Here is a 22,381-nt window from a genome sequence, read left to right as displayed (position 1 = left end):
GTTTCATGAGCGGCCCGTCCGATCCCGTCGCGCCCTCGACCGGGTTCTCCCACGCTGAGATTCTCTCGATCGTGTCCGGCCTGATGCTCGCCATGATGCTGGCCGCGCTCGACCAGACCATCGTTGCCACGGCGCTGCCGACCATCGGCGCCGATCTCAACGACTTCGTCAATCTGTCCTGGGTCGTGACCGCCTATCTGCTGGCCTCGACCACGGTCACGCCACTCTACGGCAAGCTGAGCGACATCCATGGGCGCGGGCCGGTTCTGCTGGTGGCCATCGCCCTGTTCTCGATCGGGTCGCTGGCCTGCGCGCTGGCAGAGAACATGCTGGTCCTGGTGATCGCGCGCGGCCTCCAGGGGCTCGGCGGCGGCGGTCTCATCTCGCTCGCTCAGACGGTGGTCGCGGACGTCGTCTCGCCGCGCGAACGCGGTCGGTACCAGGGCTATTTCGCCAGCGTTTTCGCGGTGGCCTCGATTGCGGGGCCGGTGATCGGCGGGGTGGTGGCGCAGCATCTTCACTGGTCCCTGATCTTCTGGATCAATCTGCCGCTGGGTCTCGCCGCTTTCCTGGTGATCCGCCCGAAGCTCGCGCGTCTGCCGCGGCACGGCCGGCCCCACAAGCTGGATTATCCGGGCTGCGGCCTGATGGTGGTCTCGTCCACCTGCCTGCTTCTCGCCGTGACATGGGGCGGGGTTCAGTTTCCCTGGACCAGCCTCGAAATTCTCGCTTTGCTGACCGTCGCCGCGGTGGCCGGCGTGCTGTTCGTCGTGCGCATGCGGACCGCGCCGGAACCGTTTCTGCCGCTGGCGATCCTCGCCGATCCCGTGGTCGGCTCCGCCATCGGCGCGGCCTGCTTCATCTATGGCACGATGATCGCGCTCACCATCGTGTCGCCGCTCTATTTCGAGACCGCCCGCGGCTTCTCGTCCAGCGTGGCGGGCATGGCCCTGATCCCGCAAATGGGCGCGACGGTCGCCGGGGCGGTGCTCGGCGGACGGGCCATGGCGCGGATGACCCATTACAAGCGGCCGGCTGTGGTCTTGATGTTCCTCTCCACGTTTTGCCTGCTGGCTCTCGCTTTGATTCCGGTCGATTGGCCGGTCTGGGTCTGGATCGCCTTGCTGTCGGTCGCCAGCCTCGGGATGGGAACCGTGTTCCCGATTTCGACGGTCTGCATCCAGAACGCGGTGCCGATCCACCTTCTCGGCACCGCGACCGGCGCCGCCAACTTCTTTCGGGCCCTGGGCGGCGCGCTGATGGTGGCGATGCTCGGCGCTGTGTTCATCGGAGCGCTCGGAGCGAGCAAGCCGGGCGATCTGGCGCAGCTCGCCCAGAGCTCGGACACCATGAATGTCGCCTTCGCCTTCAAGATCGTGTTCGGCTGTTCGGCGGTGGCGCTTTTGATCGGGACCGGCTTCCTCATCGCCATGAAGCAGCTCCCGCTGCGGGCCACGGTGCGGGAGGCCGCCGAGATCGTCGCGGTGGAATGACCCGGCGCGGGCGCCGGATCCGGCTCAACCCGCCCCCGTCTCCCGCTTCGCAGCCCTTGGGGCTTTCGCGCTCTTGGCTTTGGCGCCCGATTTGGCAGCCGACGTCCCGGCTGGTTTGGACCGTGGAGCGGCCGTCTTTGCCCCCGCAGACTTTGCCTCCTTGGGCTTGGCACCTGCCGTCTTGCGCGCAGGCGCCGCCTTTTTGGCCGTGCCGGCGTCGCCATCGGGCTTGGTGCGGCCCTTTGCGGCGGACTTGCCCGGCGGCAGGGTCGCGGCCTTGGCATCGAGCAGCGCAATCGCTTCGGCCAGGGTCAATGCATCGGGGTCCGCGGATTTCGGCAGCGTGGCATTGAGCTTGCCAAGGCTGACATAAGGCCCGTACCGGCCGGCCCGTACGCTGATGCTGCCGCCCGAAGGATGATCGCCGACGACCCGGCCGGCCCCCGCGCCGCGCCCCTTCGCCTGCTTCTCGGCGAGCAGCACGACGGCGCGATTGAGGCCGATCGAGAGGATGTCGTCGTCCTTCTCGATATTGGCGTAAAGCTTGCCGTGCTGGATATAGGGACCGAACCGGCCGATCCCGGCGAGAATCGGCGCGCCGTCCTCGGGATGGGTGCCGATTGTGCGCGGCAGAGAGAGCAGGCCGAGCGCCTTTTCGAGGTCCACATCTGCTGGCGCCAGTCCCTTGGGCAAGCTGGAGCGCTTCGGCTTCCCGTCCTTCTCCGCCTCACCGAGCTGGAGATAGGTGCCGAAACGGCCATCGCGCAGCGTCACTTCGAGCCCGCTTTCGGGATCGACGCCCAGCTTGCGCACCCCATCACCTTCCGGCGCGGCGTCGCTGGTGCTGAGCGGGCGGGTGTAGCGGCACTCGGGATAGTTGGAACAGCCGATGAAGGCGCCGAACTTGCCCATTTTGAGGGACAGGCGCCCCGTGCCGCAGGTCGGGCAGGTGCGCGGATTGGCGCCCTCGGGACCGGGGGGAAAGATGTGCGCGGTCAGCATCTCGTCGAGGGCGTCGAGCACCTGCGAGACGCGCAGATCCTTGGTCGCGTCCACCGCCAGGGCGAAATCGGCCCAGAATTCGCGCAGGACCTGCTTCCAGTCGATTTCGTCGGCCGAGACCCGATCGAGCTTTTCCTCGAGATCCGCCGTGAAGTCGTATTCGACATAGCGGGTGAAGAAGCTCTGGAGGAAGGCGGTGACGAGTCGGCCCTTGTCTTCGGGGACCAGTCGCTTCTTGTCGATCTTGACGTATTCCCGATCGCGCAGCACGGCGAGCACCGCCGCATAGGTCGAGGGGCGGCCGATACCCAATTCTTCCATGCGCTTGACGAGCGACGCCTCGGAATAGCGCGGCGGCGGCTCGGTGAAATGCTGGCTGGTGAGGATTTCGCGCTTGTCCAGCGGCTCGCCCTTGGACATTGCGGGCAGCCGGCGGCTCTCCTCGTCTTCCTCCTCGTCGTCCCGTCCCTCGCGATACAGCGTGAGGAAGCCGTCGAACTTCACCACCGTGCCGGTCGCGGTCAGATCCAGCTCCCGGCCGGCGACGCTCGCCCGGATGTCGGCGGTGGTGCGCTCCATCTCGGCCGATTCCATCTGGCTCGCGACGGTGCGGGTCCAGATCAGCTCATAGAGCCGCGCCTGGTCGGCATCGAGCATGCGCGCGACGGCACTCGGACGGCGCGCCGGATCGGTCGGCCGGATCGCCTCGTGGGCCTCCTGCGCATTCTTCGCCTTGGCGGTGTATTTGCGCGGCGCGCTGGGAAGATAGCGTTCGCCGAATTGGTCGGCGATGGCGTCGCGGGTGGCTGCCACGGCCTCGGGCGCCATGTCGACGCCGTCGGTCCGCATATAGGTGATCAGCCCGACCGTCTCGCCCCCGACATCGACGCCTTCATACAGACGCTGGGCGATCTGCATGGTCCGGGCGGGCGCGAGGCCGAGCTTGCGGCTCGCCTCCTGCTGCAGCGTCGAGGTGGTGAAAGGCGGCTGAGGATGGCGACGGACGGGCTTCGCCTCGATGTCGCGAACGACGAAGGCGGCGGTGTCCAGCGCGGCGCGGAAGGCCGCGGCTTCTTCGCCCGTCCCCACCGAGAGCCGCGTGATCTTCTTGCCGTCCGCGCCGCTGAGGCGGGCCTCGAACACGTCGCCGCGCGGCGTCGCGAGCCGCGCCGCGATCGACCAATATTCTCGCGCGACGAAGGTCTCGATCTCGCGTTCGCGGTCGCAGACCAGCCGCAACGCCACCGATTGGACGCGGCCGGCCGAACGGGCCCCCGGCAATTTTCGCCAGAGCACCGGCGAGAGCGTGAAGCCCACCAGATAATCGAGCGCCCGGCGTGCCAGATACGCGTCCACCAGAGCGACATCGATCGCCCGCGGCGCCTTCATGGCCTCCAGCACGGCCTGCTTGGTGATCGCGTTGAAGACGACGCGCTCGACCTTCTGGTCGCGCAGGGCCTTCTTCTCCCGCAGGATCTCCAGCACGTGCCAGGAAATCGCCTCACCCTCGCGATCCGGATCGGTGGCGAGGATCAGGCCGTCGGCCCGCTTCACCGCCTGCGCGATCTCGCTGAGCCGCTTCTGCGCCTTCGGATCGATCTCCCAGAGCATCCGGAAGTCGGCGTCGGGATCAACCGAGCCGTCCTTGGAAGGGAGGTCGCGCACATGTCCGTAAGAGGCGAGAACCTCATAGTCCGGACCGAGATATTTGTTGATCGTCTTCGCCTTGGCAGGCGATTCGACGATGACGACCTGCATCGGAAGCTGTCTCTTGAGAACGCCGCGGCCCCTGCGGCGGCGGCAACATGGGGTGCGAAGGCTGACCTGTCAAATCTGCTTCCTCAGCCCCCTTAAAGCCGAATGCATCGCGAAATACAACCCTAGGTATGTTGTGAAAGTACCGACAACCTTGAGGATCGTACCGCTGATCGATACGGAAGGGAGCGGGCGAGGATGAAAGAAGGGCCTCAACCATACGAAGAGGCCGATGTGGGCGAGTTCGCGGCCTATGTGGCGGCGCTCACCTCCGAACTGTCCCGGCTGGCGCGGGATCACAGACTTATCACATTGGCCTATCTCCTGGAAATGGTGCGATTGGAAGCGCGGGGCGTTGCCGCCGAGGACGCGGCGATCCGGCCGCACGAGCCATGACGTCACCTCAAGGAGACGGCGCCTCCGCTGTGGCGTTCGAGGCGCCCGGCGAGTTCGAGTTCCAGGAGGATGATCTGCACCTCCGCTGCGGTGCATCGGGCGAGACGGACGAGATCGTCCGGAAAGGTCGGGACCGGACCCAGAAGTTCGACGACCCGGCCGCGCACCGTATCCGGCGGCGCGGCAGGAGGATCCAGCCGAGGCGGCGGCGCCTCCACCTCGTCGGACGGGCCGCGGGCGCGCAACGGGGCCAGCGCCTCGATCACGTCGGCCGCCTCGGTGACGAGACCGGCCCCGTCCTTCAACAGGCGGTTGCTGCCGCCGGCGCGCGGATCGAGGGGCGAGCCGGGGACGGCGAAGACCTCGCGGCCCTGCTCGCCGGCGAAGCGCGCGGTGATGAGCGAGCCGGAGCGCTCCGCGGCCTCGACCACGATCACCGCCAGCGCCATACCCGACACCAGCCGGTTGCGGCGGGGAAAGTCGCGGGCGCGGGGCTCCCAGGCGATCGGCATTTCCGAGACGACCGCGCCGCTCTGCGCGACCTCTTCGATCAAGGGTAGGTTTTCCGGGGGATAGGGGCGGGCGAGCCCGCCGGCGAACACGCCGATCGTCCCGGTCGGCAGGCTCGCGCCATGCGCCGCCGCATCGATGCCGCGGGCGAGGCCGGACACGACGACATAACCCGCCGCGCCGAGGTCGCGGGCGAGGCGCCCCGCCATGGTGCGTCCGGCGGCCGAGGCGTTGCGGGCGCCGACGATCGCGACCTTCGGCGCGGCGAGGGCGGTCTCGGTTCCGCGCACCGCCAGCAGCGGCGGGGCATCCTCGATCCCGCGCAGTTCGGGGGGATAATCGGGGTCGGTGGTCGCGACGAACCGCCCGCCGAGATCGGCGAGCGCGTGCCATTCCTCTTCGGCCTCGCGCAGGCTGGGAATCCGGGGCGCGGCGTGGCGTCCGCCCCGGCGTGCGAGGCCCGGGAGGGCCTCCAGCGCCGCGGCGGCGCCGCCGAACTGGTTGATCAGGGCGCGGAAGGTGCGCGGGCCGACATTCTCGGTGCGGATCAGGCGCAGCCAGTCGAGGCGCTGGGCATCGGTCAGCCGCGCGCCCCGCCGGGTCATGCCGCCGGGCCGCCGGCTTTCGGACCGCCTTTCCCGCCGATGCGCGATTCGGTGCCGGCGATCAGGCGGCCGATATTCTCGCGATGCTTGAGCCAGAGCAGGGCCGTCAGCACGGCCAGAAGCAGCGCGGTCGGCGTGGCGCCGAGCGCGGCCGCGGCGAGGCAGGTGGCGAGCGAGGCGGCGAGCGCGGCGAGCGAGGAATATTTCGTCGCGGCGGCGATGGCGAGCCAGACCAGAGCGAAGGCGATGCCGGCCGGCCAGAGCAAAGCGAGCGTCACGCCGAGAAAGGTCGCGACGCCCTTGCCGCCGCGAAACCCCAGCCAGACCGGCCAGAGATGGCCGCAAAACGCTCCCAGCGCCGCCGCCAGCGCGGCCTCTTCGCCGAGTGCGGCGCGCGCGATCAGCACCGCGGCGGTCCCCTTCAGCGCGTCGCCGAGCAGCGTGAGCGCGGCGAGGTCCTTGCGGCCGGTGCGCAGGACGTTGGTGGCGCCGATATTGCCGGAGCCGATCGAGCGCAGATCGGCGGTGCCGGCCATCCGCGTGACCAGAATGCCGAACGGAATCGCGCCGAAAAGATAGCCGACGGCGAGCGCCGCGAGCGCAAGAGGAAGAGAGAGAGACCAGGACAAAGAGGTCATGTCAGGCGCCGGCGGCAATAGGAGGGAAGGCGGTGGACCGGCCTCGCAGTGCCAGTTTACCGCCGGACCGGATCCCGTCTCAAACGTATTCGTAGACCGTCCGGCCGGCAACGAGGGTGCGAAGGACGCGCCCAGTCATGCGCGCTTCGTCGAACGGGGTATTGCGCGAGCGCGATTTGAGCTGGGCGGGATCGAGCACCCAGGCCTGGTCGAGGTCGAACACGACGATGTCGGCCGGCGCGCCGGGGCGCAGCGTGCCGGCACGCAAACCGAGCAGCTCGGCCGGGCGGGTCGAAAGCGCCCGCAGCAGATTGACGAGGTCGACCTCGTCCGAATGAACCAGGCGCAGCGCGGCGGAGAGCAGCGTCTCGATGCCGATGGCGCCCGGCTCGGCCTCGGCGAAGGGCAGGCGCTTGACCTCGACATCCTGCGGGTTGTGGTCGGAGACCACCACGTCGATCAGGCCGGAGGCCAAAGCGCGCACCAGCGCCTGCCGGTCGTCCTCGGCGCGCAGCGGCGGGGACACCTTGAAGAAGGTCCGGTATTCGCCGATGTCGCGCTCGTTGAAGCACAAATGGTTGATGCTCGCGGCGGCGCTCACGGGCAGGCCCTGTTCCTTGGCGCGGGCAAGCACGTCGAGCGATTCCGCGCAGGTCAGAGAAGCGGCATGATAGCGCCCGCGCGTTCCGGCGACGAGCCGCAGATCGCGCTCGAGGACGATGGTCTCGGCCGATTTCGGAATGCCCGGCAGGCCGAGGCGGGAGGCGAAGGCGCCTTCGTTCATCGCGCCCACGGACATCGTGGCGTCTTCGGTATGATGGGCGATCAGCGCGTCGAAATCGCGGGCATAAGTCAGGGCGCGGCGCAGCACCTGCGCGCTGGCGAGCGAGCGGGCGCCGTCGGTAAACGCCACCGCGCCGGCGGCCTGGAGCAGGCCGATCTCGGTCATCTCCTCGCCGCGCCGGCCCTTGGTCACGGTGGCCATGGGATGGATGCGCACCACCGCCGTGTCGCGCGCGCGCCGCAGGATGAAGTCGACGATGGCGGGATCGTCCACCGGCGGATCGGTATCCGGCTGGCACACGATGGTCGTGACCCCGCCCGCCGCCGCCGCGTGGCTCGCGGACGCCAGGGTCTCGCGGTGCTCGGCGCCGGGTTCGCCGATGAAGGCGCGCATGTCGACGAGGCCGGGCGCGACCACCGCGCCGCGGCAATCGACCACCTCCGCACCGTCCGGAATGCCGCCGGCCGCCAGACCGAAGGCGGCGTCCCGGATGATGCCGTCGGAGACGAAGAGGTCGCCGTGGAAGTCGGAGCCGCGCGAGGGATCGACGATGCGGGCATGAACCAGCATCAAAGGGGGAGGGACGGCGCGTCCGGTCTCACGCATTGGGCAGCTTCCGCGCCAGAGCATCGAGGACGGCCATGCGGACCGCAACGCCCATTTCCACCTGTTCGCGGATCAGCGACCGTGGACCGTCGGCGACCGCGGAATCGATCTCGACGCCGCGATTCATCGGGCCCGGATGCATGACGAGCGCGTCGGGCCTGGCATGGTGCAGCTTGGCCTCGTCGAGGCCGAAATAATGGAAATATTCCTTCACCGAGGGAATGAAGGAGCCGGCCATCCGCTCGCGCTGGAGCCGCAGCATCATGACGATGTCGGCGTCCGCGAGGCCGCTCTCCATCGAGCGGTGAACCTCGACGCCATATTGTTCGATGCCCGCCGGCAGCAGCGAGGAGGGCGCCACGACCCGCACCCGCGCGCCGAGCGTCGAAAGCAGAAGCATGTTGGAGCGCGCGACCCGGGAATGCAGGACGTCGCCGCAGATGGCGACGGTCAGCCCCTGAATCCGGCCCTTGTTGCGGCGGATTGTGAGCGCGTCCAGAAGCGCCTGGGTCGGGTGCTCGTGGGCGCCGTCACCGGCATTGACGACGCAGCAATCCACCTTGCGGGCGAGCAGAGCGACCGCGCCGGAGGCATGGTGGCGCACGACCAGAATGTCGGGATGCATCGCGTTCAGCGTCATCGCGGTGTCGATGAGGGTTTCGCCCTTCTTCACCGAGGAGGTTCCGACCGACATGTTCATGACGTCGGCGCCGAGCCGCTTGCCGGCGATCTCGAACGACGCCTGGGTTCGGGTGGAGGCCTCGAAGAACAGATTGATTTGGGTGCGTCCGCGCAGAGTGGTGCGCTTCTTCTCGATCTGGCGGTTGAGATCGACGAATTCCTCCGCCAAATCCAGAAGGCCGAGGATCTCGGCGGCGGACAGGCCCTCGATGCCGATCAGGTCGCGGCGTTCGAGGGTGAAGGCGGAGGGCGCATGCATGGCAAGCCCGAGGCTTTAAAGAACACAGGCCGCCCCGGCAAGCGCGGAACTGAAGCGGGGGCATTCGGAGTTTTCTTCATCTTTCCGCCGGAATTGGCCGGAATGGATGAACAGAGCCAAATGTCGCCACGAAGTGGGACGTGCCTCCACCGCAGGGCCTCATTCGGTTCAGATCCTATTCAGTAGACTATAAAGATATTCGTCGGAGCAGAGAGAAGGCGTGGTGCCGGAGCGTCCGGAAACCTCTATCCTGCACGGGACAGGGCCCGCGGCGGAGACGTAAAGGCCGCCTACGGGTCATCGGAGACTTGAATCATGGCCATCCTTACGAAGAGCTTTGCGGCCCTCGCTTTCGTCGCGGCGCTCGGCACCGCCGGCATGTCCCCCGCTTTTTCCGCCGCGCTCGGCACCGGTGCCCTGTCGGTCGCCCCGGCGGCATCCGCGAACGTCGTGAATGTCGGCTATTGGGGCCCGGGCGGCTGGCGCGGCGGCTGCTGGAATTGCGGCGGCTGGAACAATGGTGCGGCGGTCGGCGCCGGCATCGCGGCCGGCATTATCGGCGGCGCGGCGCTTGCCGCGGCGGCCTCCCAGCCACAGGTCTATTATGCCCCCCCGCCGCCGGTCTATTACGCGCCCCCGCCAGCTTATTACGCGCCGGCACCGACCTATTATGCCCCGCCGCCGCGCGCCTATATGGCGCCGGCCCGGTGCTGGCACGAGACCGACGATCGCGGCTTCGGCTATTGGGGCGCGTGCTGAGCGCCGCCCCAAGCCACGGGCGGTCCGGCGACCGGTCCGACCCGTGATCGCGCCCGTCAAGCGCCGAGCGCCGTGGCCGTAATCGCCACCAGCGGGAGCGTCACGGCGGCGGCGACGATCTGGACCGAGAGGATTTCGGCGAGCAGAGGGGCGTCGCCGCCCATCTGCCGCGCCAGGACATAGCCGGTCGGCGCCGACGGAACAGCCGCCAGAAGCGTGATCACCGTCAGTTCCATTCCCCGCAGGCCGAAGGCGAAGCCGATGGCGAAGGTCGCCGCCGGCTTCACCAGCAATTGCAGGCCTGTGGCGAGGAAGGTGACCGGTCGAGGCCGCACCAGATCGCGCAAAGACAGTCCGGCGCCGACGACCAGGAGGCCGGTGGCCAGGGAGGCGGCGCCGAGGACTTCGCCGAATTCGATCGCGGCGGCAGGAACGGGAAGGCCCGAGAGGTTGATCGCCATCCCGGCGGCGCAGGACCAGATCAGCGGGTTGCGCACCAATTGTTGGACGATCCCCGACATGCGGGGCGTCGCGCTGGCATGGCGGGCCAGGACGCCGACCACCATCACGTTCACCATCGGGATCAGGCAGACCAGCGTGACCGCTGCCACCGCCACGCCTTCGGCACCGAACAGACCGTCTGCGATGGCGAGCGAGAGATAGGTGTTCCAGCGCACCACGCCTTGGAAAAGCGAGGTGAAAGCGGGGCCGTCCACCCCCATTCGCCGCTGCAGCACGGGGCGCAGCGCGAGCACCGCCGCCCCGAGCAGAAGGAGCATCAGCGCATAGGCGCCGACGACGCCCGCAAAGGAGACCTTGGACAGGTCGGCCTTGATGGCCGAGACGGTGAGCAGCGCGGGGAACAGGACGAAATAGGTGAGTTGCTCCAGTCCGAACCAATAGCTCGTTTCGCGCAGGAGCGTGCGGCGCAGGACGAGGCCGAGCACGATGACCAAGGTGACCGGCACCAAGGCGTTGAGGATCGCCGACATTTTTCGCTTACGGGCTGAGAGGGGGCAGGTTCGTCCCGTAACGGGACAGGCGAAGGATAGCGAGGGGGAACGGGTGGGGACCGGAAGCAGCGCGAATCGCGATTTCAGGGGCGTTCATGCTTCGCCCCGCAGCACCGCGCTCCGCCGCAGGAAGGTGAGGGCACCGTCCAGAATGTAGGCCGCGGCGTGCTGGTCGATCACTTCCGCCCGGCGGGCGCGGCTCATATCGGCGGCGATCAAGGCGCGCTCGGCCGCAGCCGTCGACAGGCGCTCGTCCCACAAAGCGATCGGCAGTCCGGACAACCGGGCGAAATTGCGCGCGAAAGCACGACTCGCCTGAGCCCGCGGCCCTTCGCTGGCGTCCATATTCAAAGGCAGGCCGAGCACATAGGCGACCGCCTTGCGCTCGCCCGCCAAGGCGACGAGGCGCGCGGCATCGGCGGTGAATTTGGCCCGGCGGACCGTTTCCACCCCCGTCGCGAGACGCCGGTCGGGATCGCAGGCGGCGACCCCGATGGTCTTGGTCCCGAGATCGAGGCCGATCAGGGTGCCGCGTTCCGGCAAATGGGGCGCCAGTTCGGCGAGCGGCAGGACGAGGGCGGGGGCGGCCGAATTCATCCCGCCTCGCTATCACGCCGTGCACGCGGCGGCGAGATCGGAACGGTGGATGGGTGCGCGGCGTTCCGGTCTTGAATCCGGCGTTGACGCCATATCGCCGGGCTGCGTTGCGCTCGGGGAGCGGCTTCGGCATGCTCCCGCCGCAGCCCCATTGCAGATCATAAGAGGCACCGCTCATGAAGATCATTTGGTACGGACACGCGGCCTTCCGGCTGGAATTCGCCGGCAAAGTGGTGCTGATCGACCCGTTTTTCACAGGCAATCCGGCCTTCACCGGCTCGGTCGAGGAGGCCGCCCACGGCGTGACCCACATCCTCCTCACCCACGGCCATGGCGATCATCTCGGCGACACGGTGCCGATCGTGAAGCAGGCGGCAGGCTCGGGGCGTACGGTGCCGGTGGTGGCGAACGCCGAAATCTGCGGCTATCTCGGCGGCGAAGGCCTCGACGCCCTCCAGATGATGAATACCGGCGGGACCATCGCGCTCGACGGCTTCACCGTGACCATGGTGCGGGCCGACCATTCTTCCGGCGGCGGCGGGGCGAATCCGGTCTATCTCGGCAATCCCTCCGGCCTGATCGTCAAGGCCCCCGGCGAGCCGGCGATCTGGCATCTCGGCGACACCGATATCTTCTCGGACATGGCGCTGATCAGCGAGATCCACAAGCCGAAGGTGGCGTTTGTGCCGATCGGCGACCGCTTCACGATGGGACCGGAGACCGCGGCACTTGCGGTGCGGCGCTTCCTCAATGTCGAGACCGTGGTGCCGTGCCATTACGCCTCCTTTCCGCCGCTCGCGAAGGATGCCTCCGGCTTCGTCGCGGCCCTGGAGGGCCACACCACACAGGTCGTCGTCCCGAAACCGGGCGTCGCGTTCGATATCTGAGGTCCGTCGGGTTCTGCGAACGTATTTATAAGAGTCCATTCATAAAAGCCGGGCCGCGAGGCCCGGCCTGCCGGTTTTTCCGGGGCACTTTCTCTTGCCCGGCCGGGTTCTCCGGTCCCCTGCCAACATGCCGCAATTGAGCTCGCGCGCAATTCCGCTCATACGCTAAAGTCCCGCGGGGGAAATATCGGGGGTCACCAAGATGAGATATGCGTCGATGGCTGTCGGCGTTGTCACCGCCGCCTTTGTCGCCTGGGCTGGTCCGGTTGCGGCGGCGAAGCAGAACTTCGAGCTGGTCAACAGGACCGGCTACGACATCAGCGAAGTCTACGTCTCTCCCACCAAGTCGGACGATTGGGAAGAAGACGTTTTGGGAATGGATATTCTCGAGAACGGTGAGGCGTCGAATATCATCTTCGAGCGTGGCGTGCGCACCTGCCGCTGGGATCTCAAAGTTGTCTATGACGACGACGATTCCAGCGCCGTCTGGACCAATATCGACCTCTGCGCGGTGCGGCAGATCACGATCCGCTACAACCGCAAGACCGATACCACCTCGGCCACCTTCAAGTGACGTGGAGGGGGCCCGGCGCTCCGGCGCACGGGCCCTTCGGCCCGCGGCCCCGCTATGCGGCGATCGCGAGATCCGCCCAGACCGGCACATGGTCCGAGGGCTTCTCCCAACTGCGCACATGCTTGTCGATTCCGGCCGCGATCAGGCGGTCTGCCGCCTGCGGCGAGAGCAGGAGGTGGTCGATGCGGATGCCGAGATCGCGTTGCCAGGCGCCCGCCTGGTAGTCCCAGAAGCTGAACAGCCGCTCCGCATCCGAGGTCGCCCGCACCGCATCGGTGAGGCCGAGATGGACGAGATCGCGGAACGCGGCGCGGGTCGCGGGGAGATAGAGTGCATCGTTCACCCAGGCGGCGGGGTCGGCCGCGTCGATCGCGGTCGGGATCACGTTGAAATCGCCGGCGAGAACGAAGGCCTCTTCCAGCGCCAGGCGCCGGGCGGCGAGGGCGCGCAGACGTGCCATGAATCCTAGCTTGTAGGGATATTTCTCGGTGTCCGGCGGGTTGCCGTTCGGCAGATAGAGACAGCAGATGCGCACCGCCGCGCCCTTCACCGAGACCACCGCCTCGATGAAGCGGGACTGCACGTCGAGATCGTCGCCGGGCAAGCCCGTGGTGACGTCCTCCAGCGGCAGCTTGGAGAGCAGGGCCACCCCGTTGAACCCCTTCTGGCCGTGCACCGCCACATTATAGCCGAGCGCCTCGAACGCCTCGCGCGGAAACGCCTCGTCCTGGCATTTGATCTCCTGCAGGCAGACGACGTCGGGCGCGGCCTCGCCGAGCCAGCGCACGGCATGGTCGAGGCGCTGGCGGATGGAGTTCACGTTCCAGGTGGCGATGCGCATGAGCGGGCTCCGACTTTGTCGCCACGATAGGGCCAGCGGCCGGGCGCGCAAGCTTCCTCGGCCGGTCGGGTTGCCGAACGGGAGAAAGGATGGCATTGCAAGGTCCCTCTCCATCGGACCTCAGCGCCGGCATGACGTTCGCCTCGATCCAGTTCCTCTTCTATTTCCTGCCGCTGTTCCTGGTCCTGTATTTTGTTGCGAAGACCATCAAGACTCGCAATGCGATTTTTGTCGTCTTCTCGCTGATCTTCTATTCGGCGGGCTATACCCCGCATCTCCTGCTGCTTCTATTCTCGATCTTCGTGAACTACCGCGTCGCGCTCGCGATCGATGGGCGCGTGGGTGATGCGCGCAAGAAGGTCCTGGTGTGGGGGGTCGTCTTCAACGTCGCGCTCCTAGGCGTGTTCAAATATACGTCCTTCATCCTCGACAATATCGACGCGCTTCTGATGCCGTTCGACGTGCGCATTCCGGTTCCGCACTTCGACCTTCCCTTGGGCATCTCGTTCTATTCCTTCCATGCGATTTCCTACATCGCGGATATCTACAAGGGCAGGGTGCGGGCGAACCGGGATCCGCTCCAGTTCATCCTCTATATGACGATGTTTCCCCAATTGGTGGCGGGTCCGATCGTCCGGTATTCGACGGTCGCGCGGCAACTCGGCCGGCGGCGCACCACCTGGGGGCGATTCTCGGCCGGGGCGCGCATGTTCGCCATCGGCCTCGCCTGGAAGGTGATGATCGCCGACGAGGTCGCGCCCTTGGTCGCCGCGGTGTTCGACGGCACCTCGAATCCGAGCCTGATCGACGCCTGGCTCGGGGTCTATGCCTACGCGATCCAGATCTATTTCGATTTCGGCGGCTATTCCGCCATGGCCGTGGGCCTCGGCGTGATGGTCGGGTTCACGCTGCCGCGCAACTTCCGCATTCCCTATGCCGCGCGCAGCATCACCGAATTCTGGCGGCGCTGGCACATGAGCCTGTCGTCCTGGCTGCGCGATTATGTCTATATCACGCTCGGCGGCAACCGGCGCGGGCTGGGGCGGACCTATGCCAATCTCTGGGCGGTCTTCCTGCTGTGCGGGCTTTGGCACGGGGCGAGCTGGAACTTCGTGATCTGGGGCGCGCATCACGGCGCCTTCCTGGTGCTGGAGCGGGCCTTTCTCGGCCGGCATCTGGCGCGCGGGCCGAAGGCTGTGGCGCATCTCTACACCTTCCTCGCCGTCCTGCTCGGCTGGGTGTGGTTCCGCGCCGAGACCTTCGACGGCGCGCTGGAAATGTTCGCCGGCCTGTTCGGGCTCAACGGGGTGGGTGGGTTCAGCTTCGCGATCGGCGCCGGGCTCTACCCGCTGTCGGCGGCGGCCTTGATCGTCGGCGGGCTGATCGGGCTCTGGAAATGGCCGCGCCTGCGCACCGCGCCCGCTCTGCGGCCGGTGGTCGCCATCCTCGATTATGCCATGGTCGCGGCCATCATGATCGTCAGCGTCCTGTGGATCGGCGGCGGCCCGGCCGCTCCGTTCCTATATTATCGGTTTTGACCCATGCCGCTGCTGCTCCCCTCTCGCCGCTATATGGGTGCTCTCGTCGTCGGCATTGTCGGCCTGCTGCTGCTCAGCAATCTGATCCCCGACCCCTCGGGTCGCTTCATCTGGCGCGGCGGCCAGAAGGCGCCGGACGCGCCCTGGTATCATCAGGCGCATGGCGCGCTTCAGCGGCTCGGCTTCTATCTCCAGGACAATTTCGGCTTCCGGGCGAGCCTGCCTTTGCTGCGCGGGGAGATCCGCGACTGGGCGGGCGCGCCGGAGACCGGGCCGGTCTATGAGGGCCGCAACGGTCAGCTGTTCTGGGCCGGGCAGGAGGCGCCGGCCCAGTCGGCCGGTGCTCTTTTCCGGACCGAAGCGGTCGAGCGGTTCGCGGCATTGATGACCGCCCTGAAGCGCGAACTCGCCCCGCAGGGCGCCGAACTCGTGGTCGCGCTGCCGCCCAATGCGCAGTCGGTGGATGTCGGGGAATTGCCGGAATGGCAGGACCGCCTTCCGCAGCGCCGGACGGAATATTCCTATATTCTGGACGAGCTGAAGACCCGCGGGATCGTCGCGGTGGATCTGCGGGACGTGCTCAAAGCCTCACCCGATCCGCGCAAATATCTCGTCAACGATTCCCACTGGAACAACCGCAGCACGGTGCTCGCCTTCAATGCGACGATGCGTGCCGCAGGCCATCCCGACTGGCAGGTCAGCGAGGCCGAACTCGTCGGGCCGATGCAGCCTTATCCGCTCGGCGACCTCGCCCGCAGCCTCCGGCGCGCGCCGCCGCATCCGGACGAGAACCAGGCGCTGCATCTGAAGGCCGTCGGCACGCGGTCCGATCAGGCGTTCGAGACCAACCACGAATCCCGGCTCTTCAACGGATTTTCCATCCGCTATGCCGAGACGGGTCCGCGCGTCCTGATCATTGGCGATTCCTATACGGTGCGCTCCTGGCCCTATCTGTTCGCCTTCACCCCGGTCGCCGAGGCGGGGTGGATGCATTTCAGCCAGACGACGTTCGGCGCGTGCGATTTCGACTTCGCTCAGGCGCGCAAGTTCAAGCCGGATCTTCTGATCGTGGCGCGGGCCGAACGCATGTTCCCCTGCCTTGAGAATGCGTGGCCGTTCAACCTCCCGGCGCCCGACTGACGGCGGGCGGGCGGCGGATCAGAGGGCGAAGCTGGTGCCGCAGCCGCACGAGGCGGTGGCGTGGGGATTGTCGATGCGGAACGCCGCGCCGATCAGATCATCGACGAAATCGAGTCGCGAGCCGGAGAGATAATCGAGCGATACGGGGTCGACCACGATGGTCGCGCCCGCCTTCTCGATCACCAGATCGTCCGTCTCGCGCTCGCGCGTGACGTCGAAGCGATATTGGAAACCCGAGCAGCCGCCACCCTCGACGCTGACGCGCAGCACGCTCTCGGGTGCTTCGCTCGCGAGGATCTGGCTGATGCGGCGCGCGGCATTGTCGGTGACGGTCAAGGAAGCTTGGGCTGCGGCATCCACGGCGGACATCCCGGAAACGGCGGTTGATCCTGATCAGGCATGATAGTTAAGTGCGCGCGCGGCGAAGTTAAAGGGGCGGGACGTTATGGCGGTGGCGGGCGGACGGCCGCGTGTGCCTTGGGCGAGCGACCCGTTCAAGACCCGGGGGCGGAAATTCCCAGAACCCGACGATTCCCGCAATCCGTTCCGCCGCGACTGCGACCGCATCATTCATTCGACGGCGTTCCGCCGGCTGAAATACAAGACCCAGGTCTTCGTGTTCCATGAAGGCGACCATTTCCGCACCCGCCTGTCCCACACCCTGGAAGTCGCGCAGGTGGCGCGGTCGGTGGCGCGGGCGCTCGGCCTGGACGAGGATCTCGCCGAAGCGCTGGCCCTGGCGCACGATCTCGGCCACCCGCCCTTCGCTCATGCCGGCGAGCGCGCGCTCGACGCCTGTCTCGCGGCACATGGCGGGTTCGACCACAATGCCCAGTCGCTGCGTGTCGTCACCCGCCTCGAGCGCCGCTATGCCGCGTTCGACGGGCTGAACCTGACCTGGGAGACGCTGGAGGGGATCGCCAAACATAATGGGCCTTTGACCGATGCCGCGGGGCGGGGGATCGGCCGCTATGCCGGCGGCCTTCCCCATGCGGTGGTGGTGCATTCGGCGGCGCAGGACCTCGAACTCTCGCGCTTCGCCGGCCCCGAGGCGCAGGTCGCTGCGGTCTCGGACGATGTCGCCTATGACGTCCACGATCTGGACGACGGACTGCGGGCGGGCTTCTTCGCGCTCGAAGACATTGCGGGCCTGCCCCTGGTGGGCGAGGCGTTGGTCGAGGTGGAGGCGCGCTATCCCGGCCTTGAGCGGGCCCGGGTCGCGACCGAAGTCATGCGCCGCGTCATCACCCGCCTGATCGAGGACGTGGTGCGCGAAACCGACCGGCAGGCACAGGCGGCGGGCGTCGGCAGCGCCGATGCGGTTCGGTGCCTCGGCCGGCCGGTGGTCGGCTTCTCGCCCGAGATGCAGCGGGCAGAGGCGCAGATCAAAGCGTTCCTGTTCGCCCGCATGTATCGCCATGCCCGCGTCCAGCGCGTCATGGACGAGGCGCAAAGCGTGGTCCGCGACCTGTTTGGCCATTTTCTGGCGCAGCCCGACGACATGCCGGAGGGCTGGCGCATGGGGCTCGACGCCTCCGACCGCACCCAGCGGGCGCGCCGCGTTGCGGACTATATCGCCGGCATGACGGACCGCTATGCCCTCGACCAGCACGCCCGCTTCTTTGACACCACCCCGGATTTGCGTTAGGCGCGCCCAGACCTCTCCACCTTGGATGCGTTCATGAACGTCTACGCGATCTTTGCCGATCACGTGCGGGCCGCGGTTGCCGAGCTCGACGCGGTGCCGGCCGGCCTGGATCTCTCGCGCATCGTGGTCGAACCGCCGCGCGATGCCGCACACGGCGACCTTGCCACCAATGCCGCCATGGTGCTCGCCAAGGAGGCGGGCCTGAAGCCGCGCGATCTGGCGGGCCTGATCGCGGCTCGGCTCGAGGGGGTGCCCGAGGTCGCGCGTGTCGAGGTGGCGGGACCGGGTTTCATCAATATCGCGCTCTCCCCGGGCTATTGGGTGCGGGTGCTGGAGGCGGCTTTGCGTTCAGGGCCGGATTTCGGCCGCTCCACCTTCGGCGCCGGCACGCCGGTCAATGTCGAATATGTCTCGGCCAATCCGACCGGACCGATGCATGTCGGCCATTGCCGCGGCGCCGTGTTCGGTGACGCGATGGCGAGCCTGCTCACCTTCGCCGGATTCCCGGTGACGCGCGAATATTACATCAACGATGCCGGTGCGCAGGTCGACGTGCTCGCCCGCTCGGCCTTCCTGCGCTATCGCGAGGCGCTGGGCGAGACCATCGGGGCGATCCCCGACGGGCTCTATCCCGGCGATTATCTCGTGCCGGTCGGCACGGAACTCGCCCGCATCCATGGGCGCGCCTTATTGGGGCTGGCCGAGGCGGAGTGGCTGCCGATCGTCCGCGCAGAGGCGATCTCCGCCATGATGGCGATGATCCGGGAGGATCTGAGCGCGCTGGGCATCGCCTTCGACGTGTTCTTCTCCGAGCGCTCGCTGACCGAGGGCGACGATCGCGTGGCGCGCGCCATCGCGCAGCTGCGCGAGAGCGGCGAGGTCTATCAGGGCCGGCTCGCCCCACCCAAGGGAGCGCCGATAGAGGATTGGGAGGACCGCGAGCAGACGCTGTTCCGGTCGACCGATTTCGGCGACGACGTCGACCGGCCTCTGGTGAAGTCGGACGGCAGCTACACCTATTTCGCCGGCGACATCGCCTATCACAAGGACAAGTTCGACCGCGGCTTCCGCCGCATGATCGACGTCTGGGGCGCCGACCATGGCGGCTATGTCAAGCGCATGCAGGCGGCGGTGAAGGCGGTCAGCGGCGGCACGGCGACGCTCGACGTGGAACTGTGCCAATTGGTGCGCCTGACGCGCAATGGCGAGCCGGTGCGCATGTCGAAGCGCGCCGGGTCGTTCGTGACGCTGCGTGAGGTGGTCGACGAGGTCGGCCGCGATGCGGTGCGCTTCATGATGCTGTTCCGCAAGAACGATGCGCCACTCGATTTCGATCTCGCCAAGGTCATCGAGCAGTCGCGCGAGAATCCGGTCTTCTACGTCCAGTATGCCCATGCCCGGGCGCATTCGATCCTGCGCAATGCGGCGGAGGCCTTCGCCGACCTGCCTTCGGACCGCGCGGCCTTTGCCGATGCCGCCCTGGCGCGGCTCAACGATGCCGGAGAGACGTCGCTGATGATGCGCCTCGCCGGTTGGCCGCGGCTGATCGAGCAGGCGGCGACGGCGCGCGAGCCGCATCGCATCGCGTTTTTTCTTTATGATCTGGCAAGCGAATTCCATGCACAATGGAATCGCGGAAAGGACTTGCCACATTTACGCTTCATTATGGAGAATGATCGAGAGTTGACCATGGCTCGTCTGGCCCTGGTCCATGGCGTCGCTGCGGTCGTCGCCTCGGGCTTGAGCCTGCTGGGGGTCGAGGCCGTCGAAGAAATGAAATGACCGTGCTCCGGGGCGGTCCCGGCGCGCCGCGCGCTTCATCCGCGGCAGCGGTTCGAACTCAATCACGGACACCGTCGAGGCACTATGGGCGACGAAAGCAGCTTCCGCTACCGGCGCGATGACGGCTACGGCGACGAGACGCCCGGTGCACGGGCCGCAAACCCCGCGCAAGGCGGGGAAGACCCTTTGGCCGAACTCGCCCGCCTGATCGGCGAGGAGGACCCGTTCGCCGATTTCGCGGACATCTCGAAGGACGCGCCGACCCAGACGCGCACCACCCGAACGGAGAGCGCCCCCCGCCCGCAGTTCAGCGCCCCCCCGGTCGAGCGCCGCTTCGACGATTGGCAGCCGGGCCGGCGCACCGCGCGCGATCCCCAGCCCGCGCCGGACGCCGGCATCGACGAGCCGACGGTCATGGGTCGCGGCCGCGCCGTCGATCATCAGGGCTGGGACGCGACCGCCTATGAGCGCGCAGTCGAGACTCAGCGCACAACCGTGCGTTCGGGCTATGGCTCGCTCGCCCGCAAGACCGAGGCCGAGCAGGCCGAGACGACACAGCGCCAGTTGCGCTATTCCGAGGCCGCACCGTCGCATGGCGCCCCGGGTTCCGGCGTGCCGGCCCGCGACGGCGAAGACCCGTCCGCGGCGGGCTATGCCTATGGCGCAGAAAGCGACCGGGCGGACTATGACGCGTATGACGACAGCTACGATCCGGCGTTCGGCGAAGAAGGCTATATGCCGCCGCACGGCGAGGAGATCTACGAGACCGAGCCGCGCCGGCGCCGCAGCCGCGTCGCCCTGATCGCGGCGGCGGCGGTTTTGGGCCTCGGCCTTGCCGCGACCGCCGGCTATTTCGTGCTGCTCAACGGCGGCGGCGACGGCAGCGCGTCGTCGGAGAACGCGCCGGTCATCAAGGCCGACACGACGCCGAGCAAGGTCGCCGGGCCGGCGCCCGCGAGCCAGGGGACGGACGGCCAGAAGCTGATCTATGACCGCGTCGGCGGCGCACCCGCCGGCACCGAGCGCGTCGTGCCGCGCGAGGAACAGCCGATGGACGTCAATGCCGCGGCCGCGGCCAATGCGGGCCGCGTCCTGCCCGGCGCCACGCCGGTGTCGCCCACCGAGCCGAAGAAGGTCCGCACCGTGTCGGTGCGGGCGGACGGCAGCGTCGTCCCCGCGACCGCTTCGACGGCCGCGCCCGCACCGCAGGCGAGCGGGGTGGCGCCGACGGCTTATGCGCCGACCCAGAACCCGCTTCCGGCGGGGGCGCCCCAGCCCAAGACGGTGACCACGATCAGCACGGACGGCCGCGGCGCGTCGGCCGGTTCTGCCGCGCCCGCCGCCCCGCCGGCCCAACAGGCCGCCGTGTCCCCGCCGCCGGCGGTCGCCACCGGAAGCTATGTGGTCCAGGTCTCCTCGCAGCGGACGGAGGCCGATGCGCTCGGCTCCTGGAAGGTGCTGCAGGGCCGTTATCCGCAATTGCTCGGCGCCTATACGGCGTCGGTGCGCAAGGCGGACCTCGGCGAGCGCGGCATCTATTATCGTGCTCAGGTCGGCCCGTTCGCCGGCCGCGACGATGCCAACACGCTGTGCAATGCCCTGCGTGCGCAGGGCGGCGACTGCGTCGTCACCCGAAACTGACCGCGATCCGCTGAGTTTTACGCTGGAGCGCGGCGCGGCGGTGCCGCTCGCGCCGGTCGATCGGAGCGGGCCGTGCGCTGCCCGCTCCGCTTTCAGGCCGCCGGCTTGAGCTGGCGGCCGATCTGCCCGGCCAGATCCTGGATATATTGCCACGCCGTTCGCCCGGAGCGGGAGCCGCGCGTGGTGGCCCATTCCAGCGCCGCGGGGCGCCACGTCGCCTCGTCCACGGGCAGATCGTGAAACGCGATATAGGCCGCCACCATCGCCAGATATTCGTCCTGGCTGCATTTGTGGAAGCCGAGCCAGAGCCCGAATCGGTCGGACAAGGACACCTTCTCCTCCACCGCCTCGCCGGGATTGATGGCGGTCGAGCGCTCGTTTTCCATCATGTCGCGCGGCAGCAGATGGCGCCGATTCGACGTGGCGTAGAAGATCACATTGTCGGGCCGCCCCTCGATGCCGCCTTCGAGCACCGCCTTGAGGGACTTGTAGGAGGTGTCGTCGGCATCGAACGACAGGTCGTCGCAGAACACGATGAAGCGGTGCCCCGACGGGCGCATCTGCGCCATCAGCTCCGGCAGGCTCTCGATATCCTCGCGGTGGATCTCCACCAGCTTGAGCCGGGCCGGCGCGTCCTTCAGCGCGGCATTGACGTGCGCGTGGGCAGCCTTGACGAGGGAGCTCTTGCCCATGCCCCGCGCGCCCCAGAGCAGCGCATTGTTGGCGGATAGGCCGCGCGCGAAGCGTTCGGTATTCTCGACCAATTGATCGCGCACCCGATCGATGCCGTGCAGAAGGTGCATGTCGACGCGGTTGACGCGCGGCACCGGCTCGCAGCGCGGCGGGTCGGTGTGCCAGACGAACGCGTCGGCCGCCTCGAAATCGGGCGCGGGCACGCGCGGCGGGGCGATCCGTTCGAGCGCGTCGGCGATCCGCACGAGCAGCGTCTGCAGGGCGTCGGGGGCGAAAGTGGTGTCTGGCGTCATCGGTGTCTCCCTGGGACGGGGATAGCGGCGCACCGTCGGCCGGGCAAGCACCGGGCGCGCGTGGCGGCGGCCTCCAGTCATGCCGGCGGCGCATGCGGCAAAGCTTTCTGCCGGCTTGGTCTTGCCCGATTTGCGCGGGGATTTTCACAGGCCTCTGTTGCGCTGCGGTAGGATTCCTTTAACGTCGGGGGGATATCTCAGCGGTGCTCCGGGTGGCTGGGCCGGGGCGCATCCGAGGCGGACCTC

The 22,381-nt window shown here is 67.9% G+C and carries 20 protein-coding genes; 10 read left to right on the top strand and 10 right to left on the bottom strand.

The features are described from left to right. The first annotated feature begins 5 nt into the window (after nt 1-5). A complete protein-coding gene (locus EDC64_RS16320) occupies nt 6-1,493 on the top strand; it encodes an MDR family MFS transporter (RefSeq protein WP_132033299.1) in 1,488 nt (495 codons plus the stop codon). A 24-nt stretch (nt 1,494-1,517) separates the two neighbouring features. Here the strand turns inward: EDC64_RS16320 and topA are convergent, their stop codons facing one another. Next, nucleotides 1,518-4,253, bottom strand: a complete 2,736-nt coding sequence (gene topA, locus EDC64_RS16315; RefSeq protein ID WP_132033297.1) for a type I DNA topoisomerase — start codon at nt 4,251-4,253, stop codon at nt 1,518-1,520. 195 nt (nt 4,254-4,448) lie between these two features. Between topA and EDC64_RS16310 the strand changes: the two genes are divergently transcribed. Then, nucleotides 4,449-4,646, top strand: a complete 198-nt coding sequence (locus EDC64_RS16310; RefSeq protein WP_132033295.1) for a hypothetical protein — start codon at nt 4,449-4,451, stop codon at nt 4,644-4,646. Nucleotides 4,647-4,648: 2 nt separating this feature from the next. On the opposite strand, the gene dprA is transcribed toward EDC64_RS16310, so the two are convergent. From dprA to EDC64_RS16290, 4 genes are all read right to left on the bottom strand, one after another. Next, on the bottom strand, nt 4,649-5,761 hold the full coding sequence (gene dprA, locus EDC64_RS16305) for a DNA-processing protein DprA (RefSeq protein ID WP_132033293.1): 1,113 nt from the start codon (nt 5,759-5,761) through the stop codon (nt 4,649-4,651). Next, nucleotides 5,758-6,399 (bottom strand): glycerol-3-phosphate 1-O-acyltransferase PlsY, encoded by a 642-nt coding sequence (gene plsY, locus EDC64_RS16300; RefSeq protein ID WP_165933798.1) that lies wholly within the window; start codon nt 6,397-6,399, stop codon nt 5,758-5,760. Before plsY ends, dprA begins: the two co-directional genes overlap by 4 nt. Before the next feature lie 79 nt (nt 6,400-6,478). After that, nucleotides 6,479-7,789, bottom strand: coding sequence for a dihydroorotase (locus tag EDC64_RS16295; RefSeq protein WP_132033291.1), 1,311 nt, complete (start codon nt 7,787-7,789; stop codon nt 6,479-6,481). Beyond that, nucleotides 7,782-8,729, bottom strand: a complete 948-nt coding sequence (locus EDC64_RS16290; protein WP_132033289.1) for an aspartate carbamoyltransferase catalytic subunit — start codon at nt 8,727-8,729, stop codon at nt 7,782-7,784. The genes EDC64_RS16295 and EDC64_RS16290 overlap by 8 nt, the downstream gene beginning before the upstream one ends. Before the next feature lie 315 nt (nt 8,730-9,044). Here EDC64_RS16290 and EDC64_RS16285 point away from each other — a divergent pair, with 315 nt between their 5' ends. Continuing rightward, on the top strand, nt 9,045-9,488 hold the full coding sequence (locus EDC64_RS16285; RefSeq protein ID WP_207916120.1) for a BA14K family protein: 444 nt from the start codon (nt 9,045-9,047) through the stop codon (nt 9,486-9,488). A 56-nt stretch (nt 9,489-9,544) separates the two neighbouring features. On the opposite strand, the gene EDC64_RS16280 is transcribed toward EDC64_RS16285, so the two are convergent. Beyond that, nucleotides 9,545-10,480 (bottom strand): AEC family transporter, encoded by a 936-nt coding sequence (locus EDC64_RS16280; protein ID WP_132033287.1) that lies wholly within the window; start codon nt 10,478-10,480, stop codon nt 9,545-9,547. A gap of 114 nt (nt 10,481-10,594) precedes the next feature. Further along, nucleotides 10,595-11,098 carry a Holliday junction resolvase RuvX gene (gene ruvX / locus EDC64_RS16275; protein ID WP_132033285.1) on the bottom strand — a complete coding sequence of 168 codons (504 nt, stop codon included), beginning with the start codon at nt 11,096-11,098 and terminating at the stop codon, nt 10,595-10,597. Between the two features lie 176 nt (nt 11,099-11,274). Here ruvX and EDC64_RS16270 point away from each other — a divergent pair, with 176 nt between their 5' ends. Together EDC64_RS16270 and EDC64_RS16265 are read left to right on the top strand one after the other, a co-directional pair. Continuing rightward, the gene (locus tag EDC64_RS16270; RefSeq protein WP_132033283.1) at nt 11,275-11,985 is read left to right on the top strand and encodes a metal-dependent hydrolase; all 711 of its coding nucleotides are present in this window, start codon (nt 11,275-11,277) and stop codon (nt 11,983-11,985) included. Between the two features lie 217 nt (nt 11,986-12,202). Further along, nucleotides 12,203-12,559: an argininosuccinate lyase gene (locus EDC64_RS16265; protein ID WP_132033281.1), complete on the top strand. Its 357-nt coding sequence runs from the start codon at nt 12,203-12,205 to the stop codon at nt 12,557-12,559. A gap of 52 nt (nt 12,560-12,611) precedes the next feature. On the opposite strand, the gene xth is transcribed toward EDC64_RS16265, so the two are convergent. Beyond that, on the bottom strand, nt 12,612-13,400 hold the full coding sequence (gene xth, locus EDC64_RS16260; RefSeq protein WP_132033279.1) for an exodeoxyribonuclease III: 789 nt from the start codon (nt 13,398-13,400) through the stop codon (nt 12,612-12,614). An 89-nt stretch (nt 13,401-13,489) separates the two neighbouring features. Here xth and EDC64_RS16255 point away from each other — a divergent pair, with 89 nt between their 5' ends. Further along, nucleotides 13,490-14,938 (top strand): MBOAT family O-acyltransferase, encoded by a 1,449-nt coding sequence (locus EDC64_RS16255; RefSeq protein WP_245504745.1) that lies wholly within the window; start codon nt 13,490-13,492, stop codon nt 14,936-14,938. A 3-nt stretch (nt 14,939-14,941) separates the two neighbouring features. After that, nucleotides 14,942-16,078, top strand: coding sequence for an alginate O-acetyltransferase AlgX-related protein (locus tag EDC64_RS16250; protein WP_132033277.1), 1,137 nt, complete (start codon nt 14,942-14,944; stop codon nt 16,076-16,078). Between the two features lie 18 nt (nt 16,079-16,096). Here EDC64_RS16250 and erpA read toward each other — a convergent pair whose 3' ends face one another. Beyond that, nucleotides 16,097-16,447 (bottom strand): iron-sulfur cluster insertion protein ErpA, encoded by a 351-nt coding sequence (gene erpA, locus EDC64_RS16245; protein ID WP_132033275.1) that lies wholly within the window; start codon nt 16,445-16,447, stop codon nt 16,097-16,099. A gap of 76 nt (nt 16,448-16,523) precedes the next feature. On the opposite strand from erpA, the gene EDC64_RS16240 reads away from it, so the two are divergent. The 3 genes from EDC64_RS16240 to EDC64_RS16230 all read left to right on the top strand — a co-directional run bounded on the left by EDC64_RS16240 (nt 16,524) and on the right by EDC64_RS16230 (nt 21,149). Next, the gene (locus EDC64_RS16240; protein ID WP_132033273.1) at nt 16,524-17,726 is read left to right on the top strand and encodes a deoxyguanosinetriphosphate triphosphohydrolase; all 1,203 of its coding nucleotides are present in this window, start codon (nt 16,524-16,526) and stop codon (nt 17,724-17,726) included. A gap of 33 nt (nt 17,727-17,759) precedes the next feature. Further along, nucleotides 17,760-19,508, top strand: coding sequence for an arginine--tRNA ligase (gene argS / locus EDC64_RS16235; protein WP_132033271.1), 1,749 nt, complete (start codon nt 17,760-17,762; stop codon nt 19,506-19,508). An 84-nt stretch (nt 19,509-19,592) separates the two neighbouring features. Beyond that, on the top strand, nt 19,593-21,149 hold the full coding sequence (locus EDC64_RS16230) for an SPOR domain-containing protein (protein WP_132033269.1): 1,557 nt from the start codon (nt 19,593-19,595) through the stop codon (nt 21,147-21,149). A gap of 92 nt (nt 21,150-21,241) precedes the next feature. On the opposite strand, the gene EDC64_RS16225 is transcribed toward EDC64_RS16230, so the two are convergent. Continuing rightward, entirely contained in the window at nt 21,242-22,135 is an 894-nt protein-coding gene (locus tag EDC64_RS16225) for an ATP-binding protein (protein ID WP_132033267.1), read from the bottom strand. Nucleotides 22,136-22,381 lie beyond the last annotated feature (246 nt).

The organism is Aquabacter spiritensis, assembly GCF_004346185.1.
Classification (GTDB): domain Bacteria; phylum Pseudomonadota; class Alphaproteobacteria; order Rhizobiales; family Xanthobacteraceae; genus Aquabacter; species Aquabacter spiritensis.
Note: the sequence above shows the minus strand (reverse complement) of the source record. Positions and strands in the feature narration are given on the sequence as shown.

Excerpts from the sequence above, each read along its gene's own strand:
- EDC64_RS16255 (WP_245504745.1), top strand. The coding sequence starts at position 13,490 with ATGGCATTGCAAGGTCCCTCTCCATCGGACCTCAGCGCCGGCATGACG.
- EDC64_RS16290 (WP_132033289.1), bottom strand. The coding sequence starts at position 8,729 with ATGCATGCGCCCTCCGCCTTCACCCTCGAACGCCGCGACCTGATCGGC.
- plsY (WP_165933798.1), bottom strand. The coding sequence starts at position 6,399 with ATGACCTCTTTGTCCTGGTCTCTCTCTCTTCCTCTTGCGCTCGCGGCG.
- EDC64_RS16270 (WP_132033283.1), top strand. The coding sequence starts at position 11,275 with ATGAAGATCATTTGGTACGGACACGCGGCCTTCCGGCTGGAATTCGCC.
- argS (WP_132033271.1), top strand. The coding sequence starts at position 17,760 with ATGAACGTCTACGCGATCTTTGCCGATCACGTGCGGGCCGCGGTTGCC.
- EDC64_RS16285 (WP_207916120.1), top strand. The coding sequence starts at position 9,045 with ATGGCCATCCTTACGAAGAGCTTTGCGGCCCTCGCTTTCGTCGCGGCG.
- EDC64_RS16295 (WP_132033291.1), bottom strand. The coding sequence starts at position 7,789 with ATGCGTGAGACCGGACGCGCCGTCCCTCCCCCTTTGATGCTGGTTCAT.
- EDC64_RS16320 (WP_132033299.1), top strand. The coding sequence starts at position 6 with ATGAGCGGCCCGTCCGATCCCGTCGCGCCCTCGACCGGGTTCTCCCAC.
- EDC64_RS16310 (WP_132033295.1), top strand. The coding sequence starts at position 4,449 with ATGAAAGAAGGGCCTCAACCATACGAAGAGGCCGATGTGGGCGAGTTC.
- EDC64_RS16230 (WP_132033269.1), top strand. The coding sequence starts at position 19,593 with ATGGGCGACGAAAGCAGCTTCCGCTACCGGCGCGATGACGGCTACGGC.
- EDC64_RS16265 (WP_132033281.1), top strand. The coding sequence starts at position 12,203 with ATGGCTGTCGGCGTTGTCACCGCCGCCTTTGTCGCCTGGGCTGGTCCG.
- erpA (WP_132033275.1), bottom strand. The coding sequence starts at position 16,447 with ATGTCCGCCGTGGATGCCGCAGCCCAAGCTTCCTTGACCGTCACCGAC.
- EDC64_RS16225 (WP_132033267.1), bottom strand. The coding sequence starts at position 22,135 with ATGACGCCAGACACCACTTTCGCCCCCGACGCCCTGCAGACGCTGCTC.
- EDC64_RS16250 (WP_132033277.1), top strand. The coding sequence starts at position 14,942 with ATGCCGCTGCTGCTCCCCTCTCGCCGCTATATGGGTGCTCTCGTCGTC.
- topA (WP_132033297.1), bottom strand. The coding sequence starts at position 4,253 with ATGCAGGTCGTCATCGTCGAATCGCCTGCCAAGGCGAAGACGATCAAC.
- dprA (WP_132033293.1), bottom strand. The coding sequence starts at position 5,761 with ATGACCCGGCGGGGCGCGCGGCTGACCGATGCCCAGCGCCTCGACTGG.
- ruvX (WP_132033285.1), bottom strand. The coding sequence starts at position 11,098 with ATGAATTCGGCCGCCCCCGCCCTCGTCCTGCCGCTCGCCGAACTGGCG.
- EDC64_RS16280 (WP_132033287.1), bottom strand. The coding sequence starts at position 10,480 with ATGTCGGCGATCCTCAACGCCTTGGTGCCGGTCACCTTGGTCATCGTG.
- EDC64_RS16240 (WP_132033273.1), top strand. The coding sequence starts at position 16,524 with ATGGCGGTGGCGGGCGGACGGCCGCGTGTGCCTTGGGCGAGCGACCCG.
- xth (WP_132033279.1), bottom strand. The coding sequence starts at position 13,400 with ATGCGCATCGCCACCTGGAACGTGAACTCCATCCGCCAGCGCCTCGAC.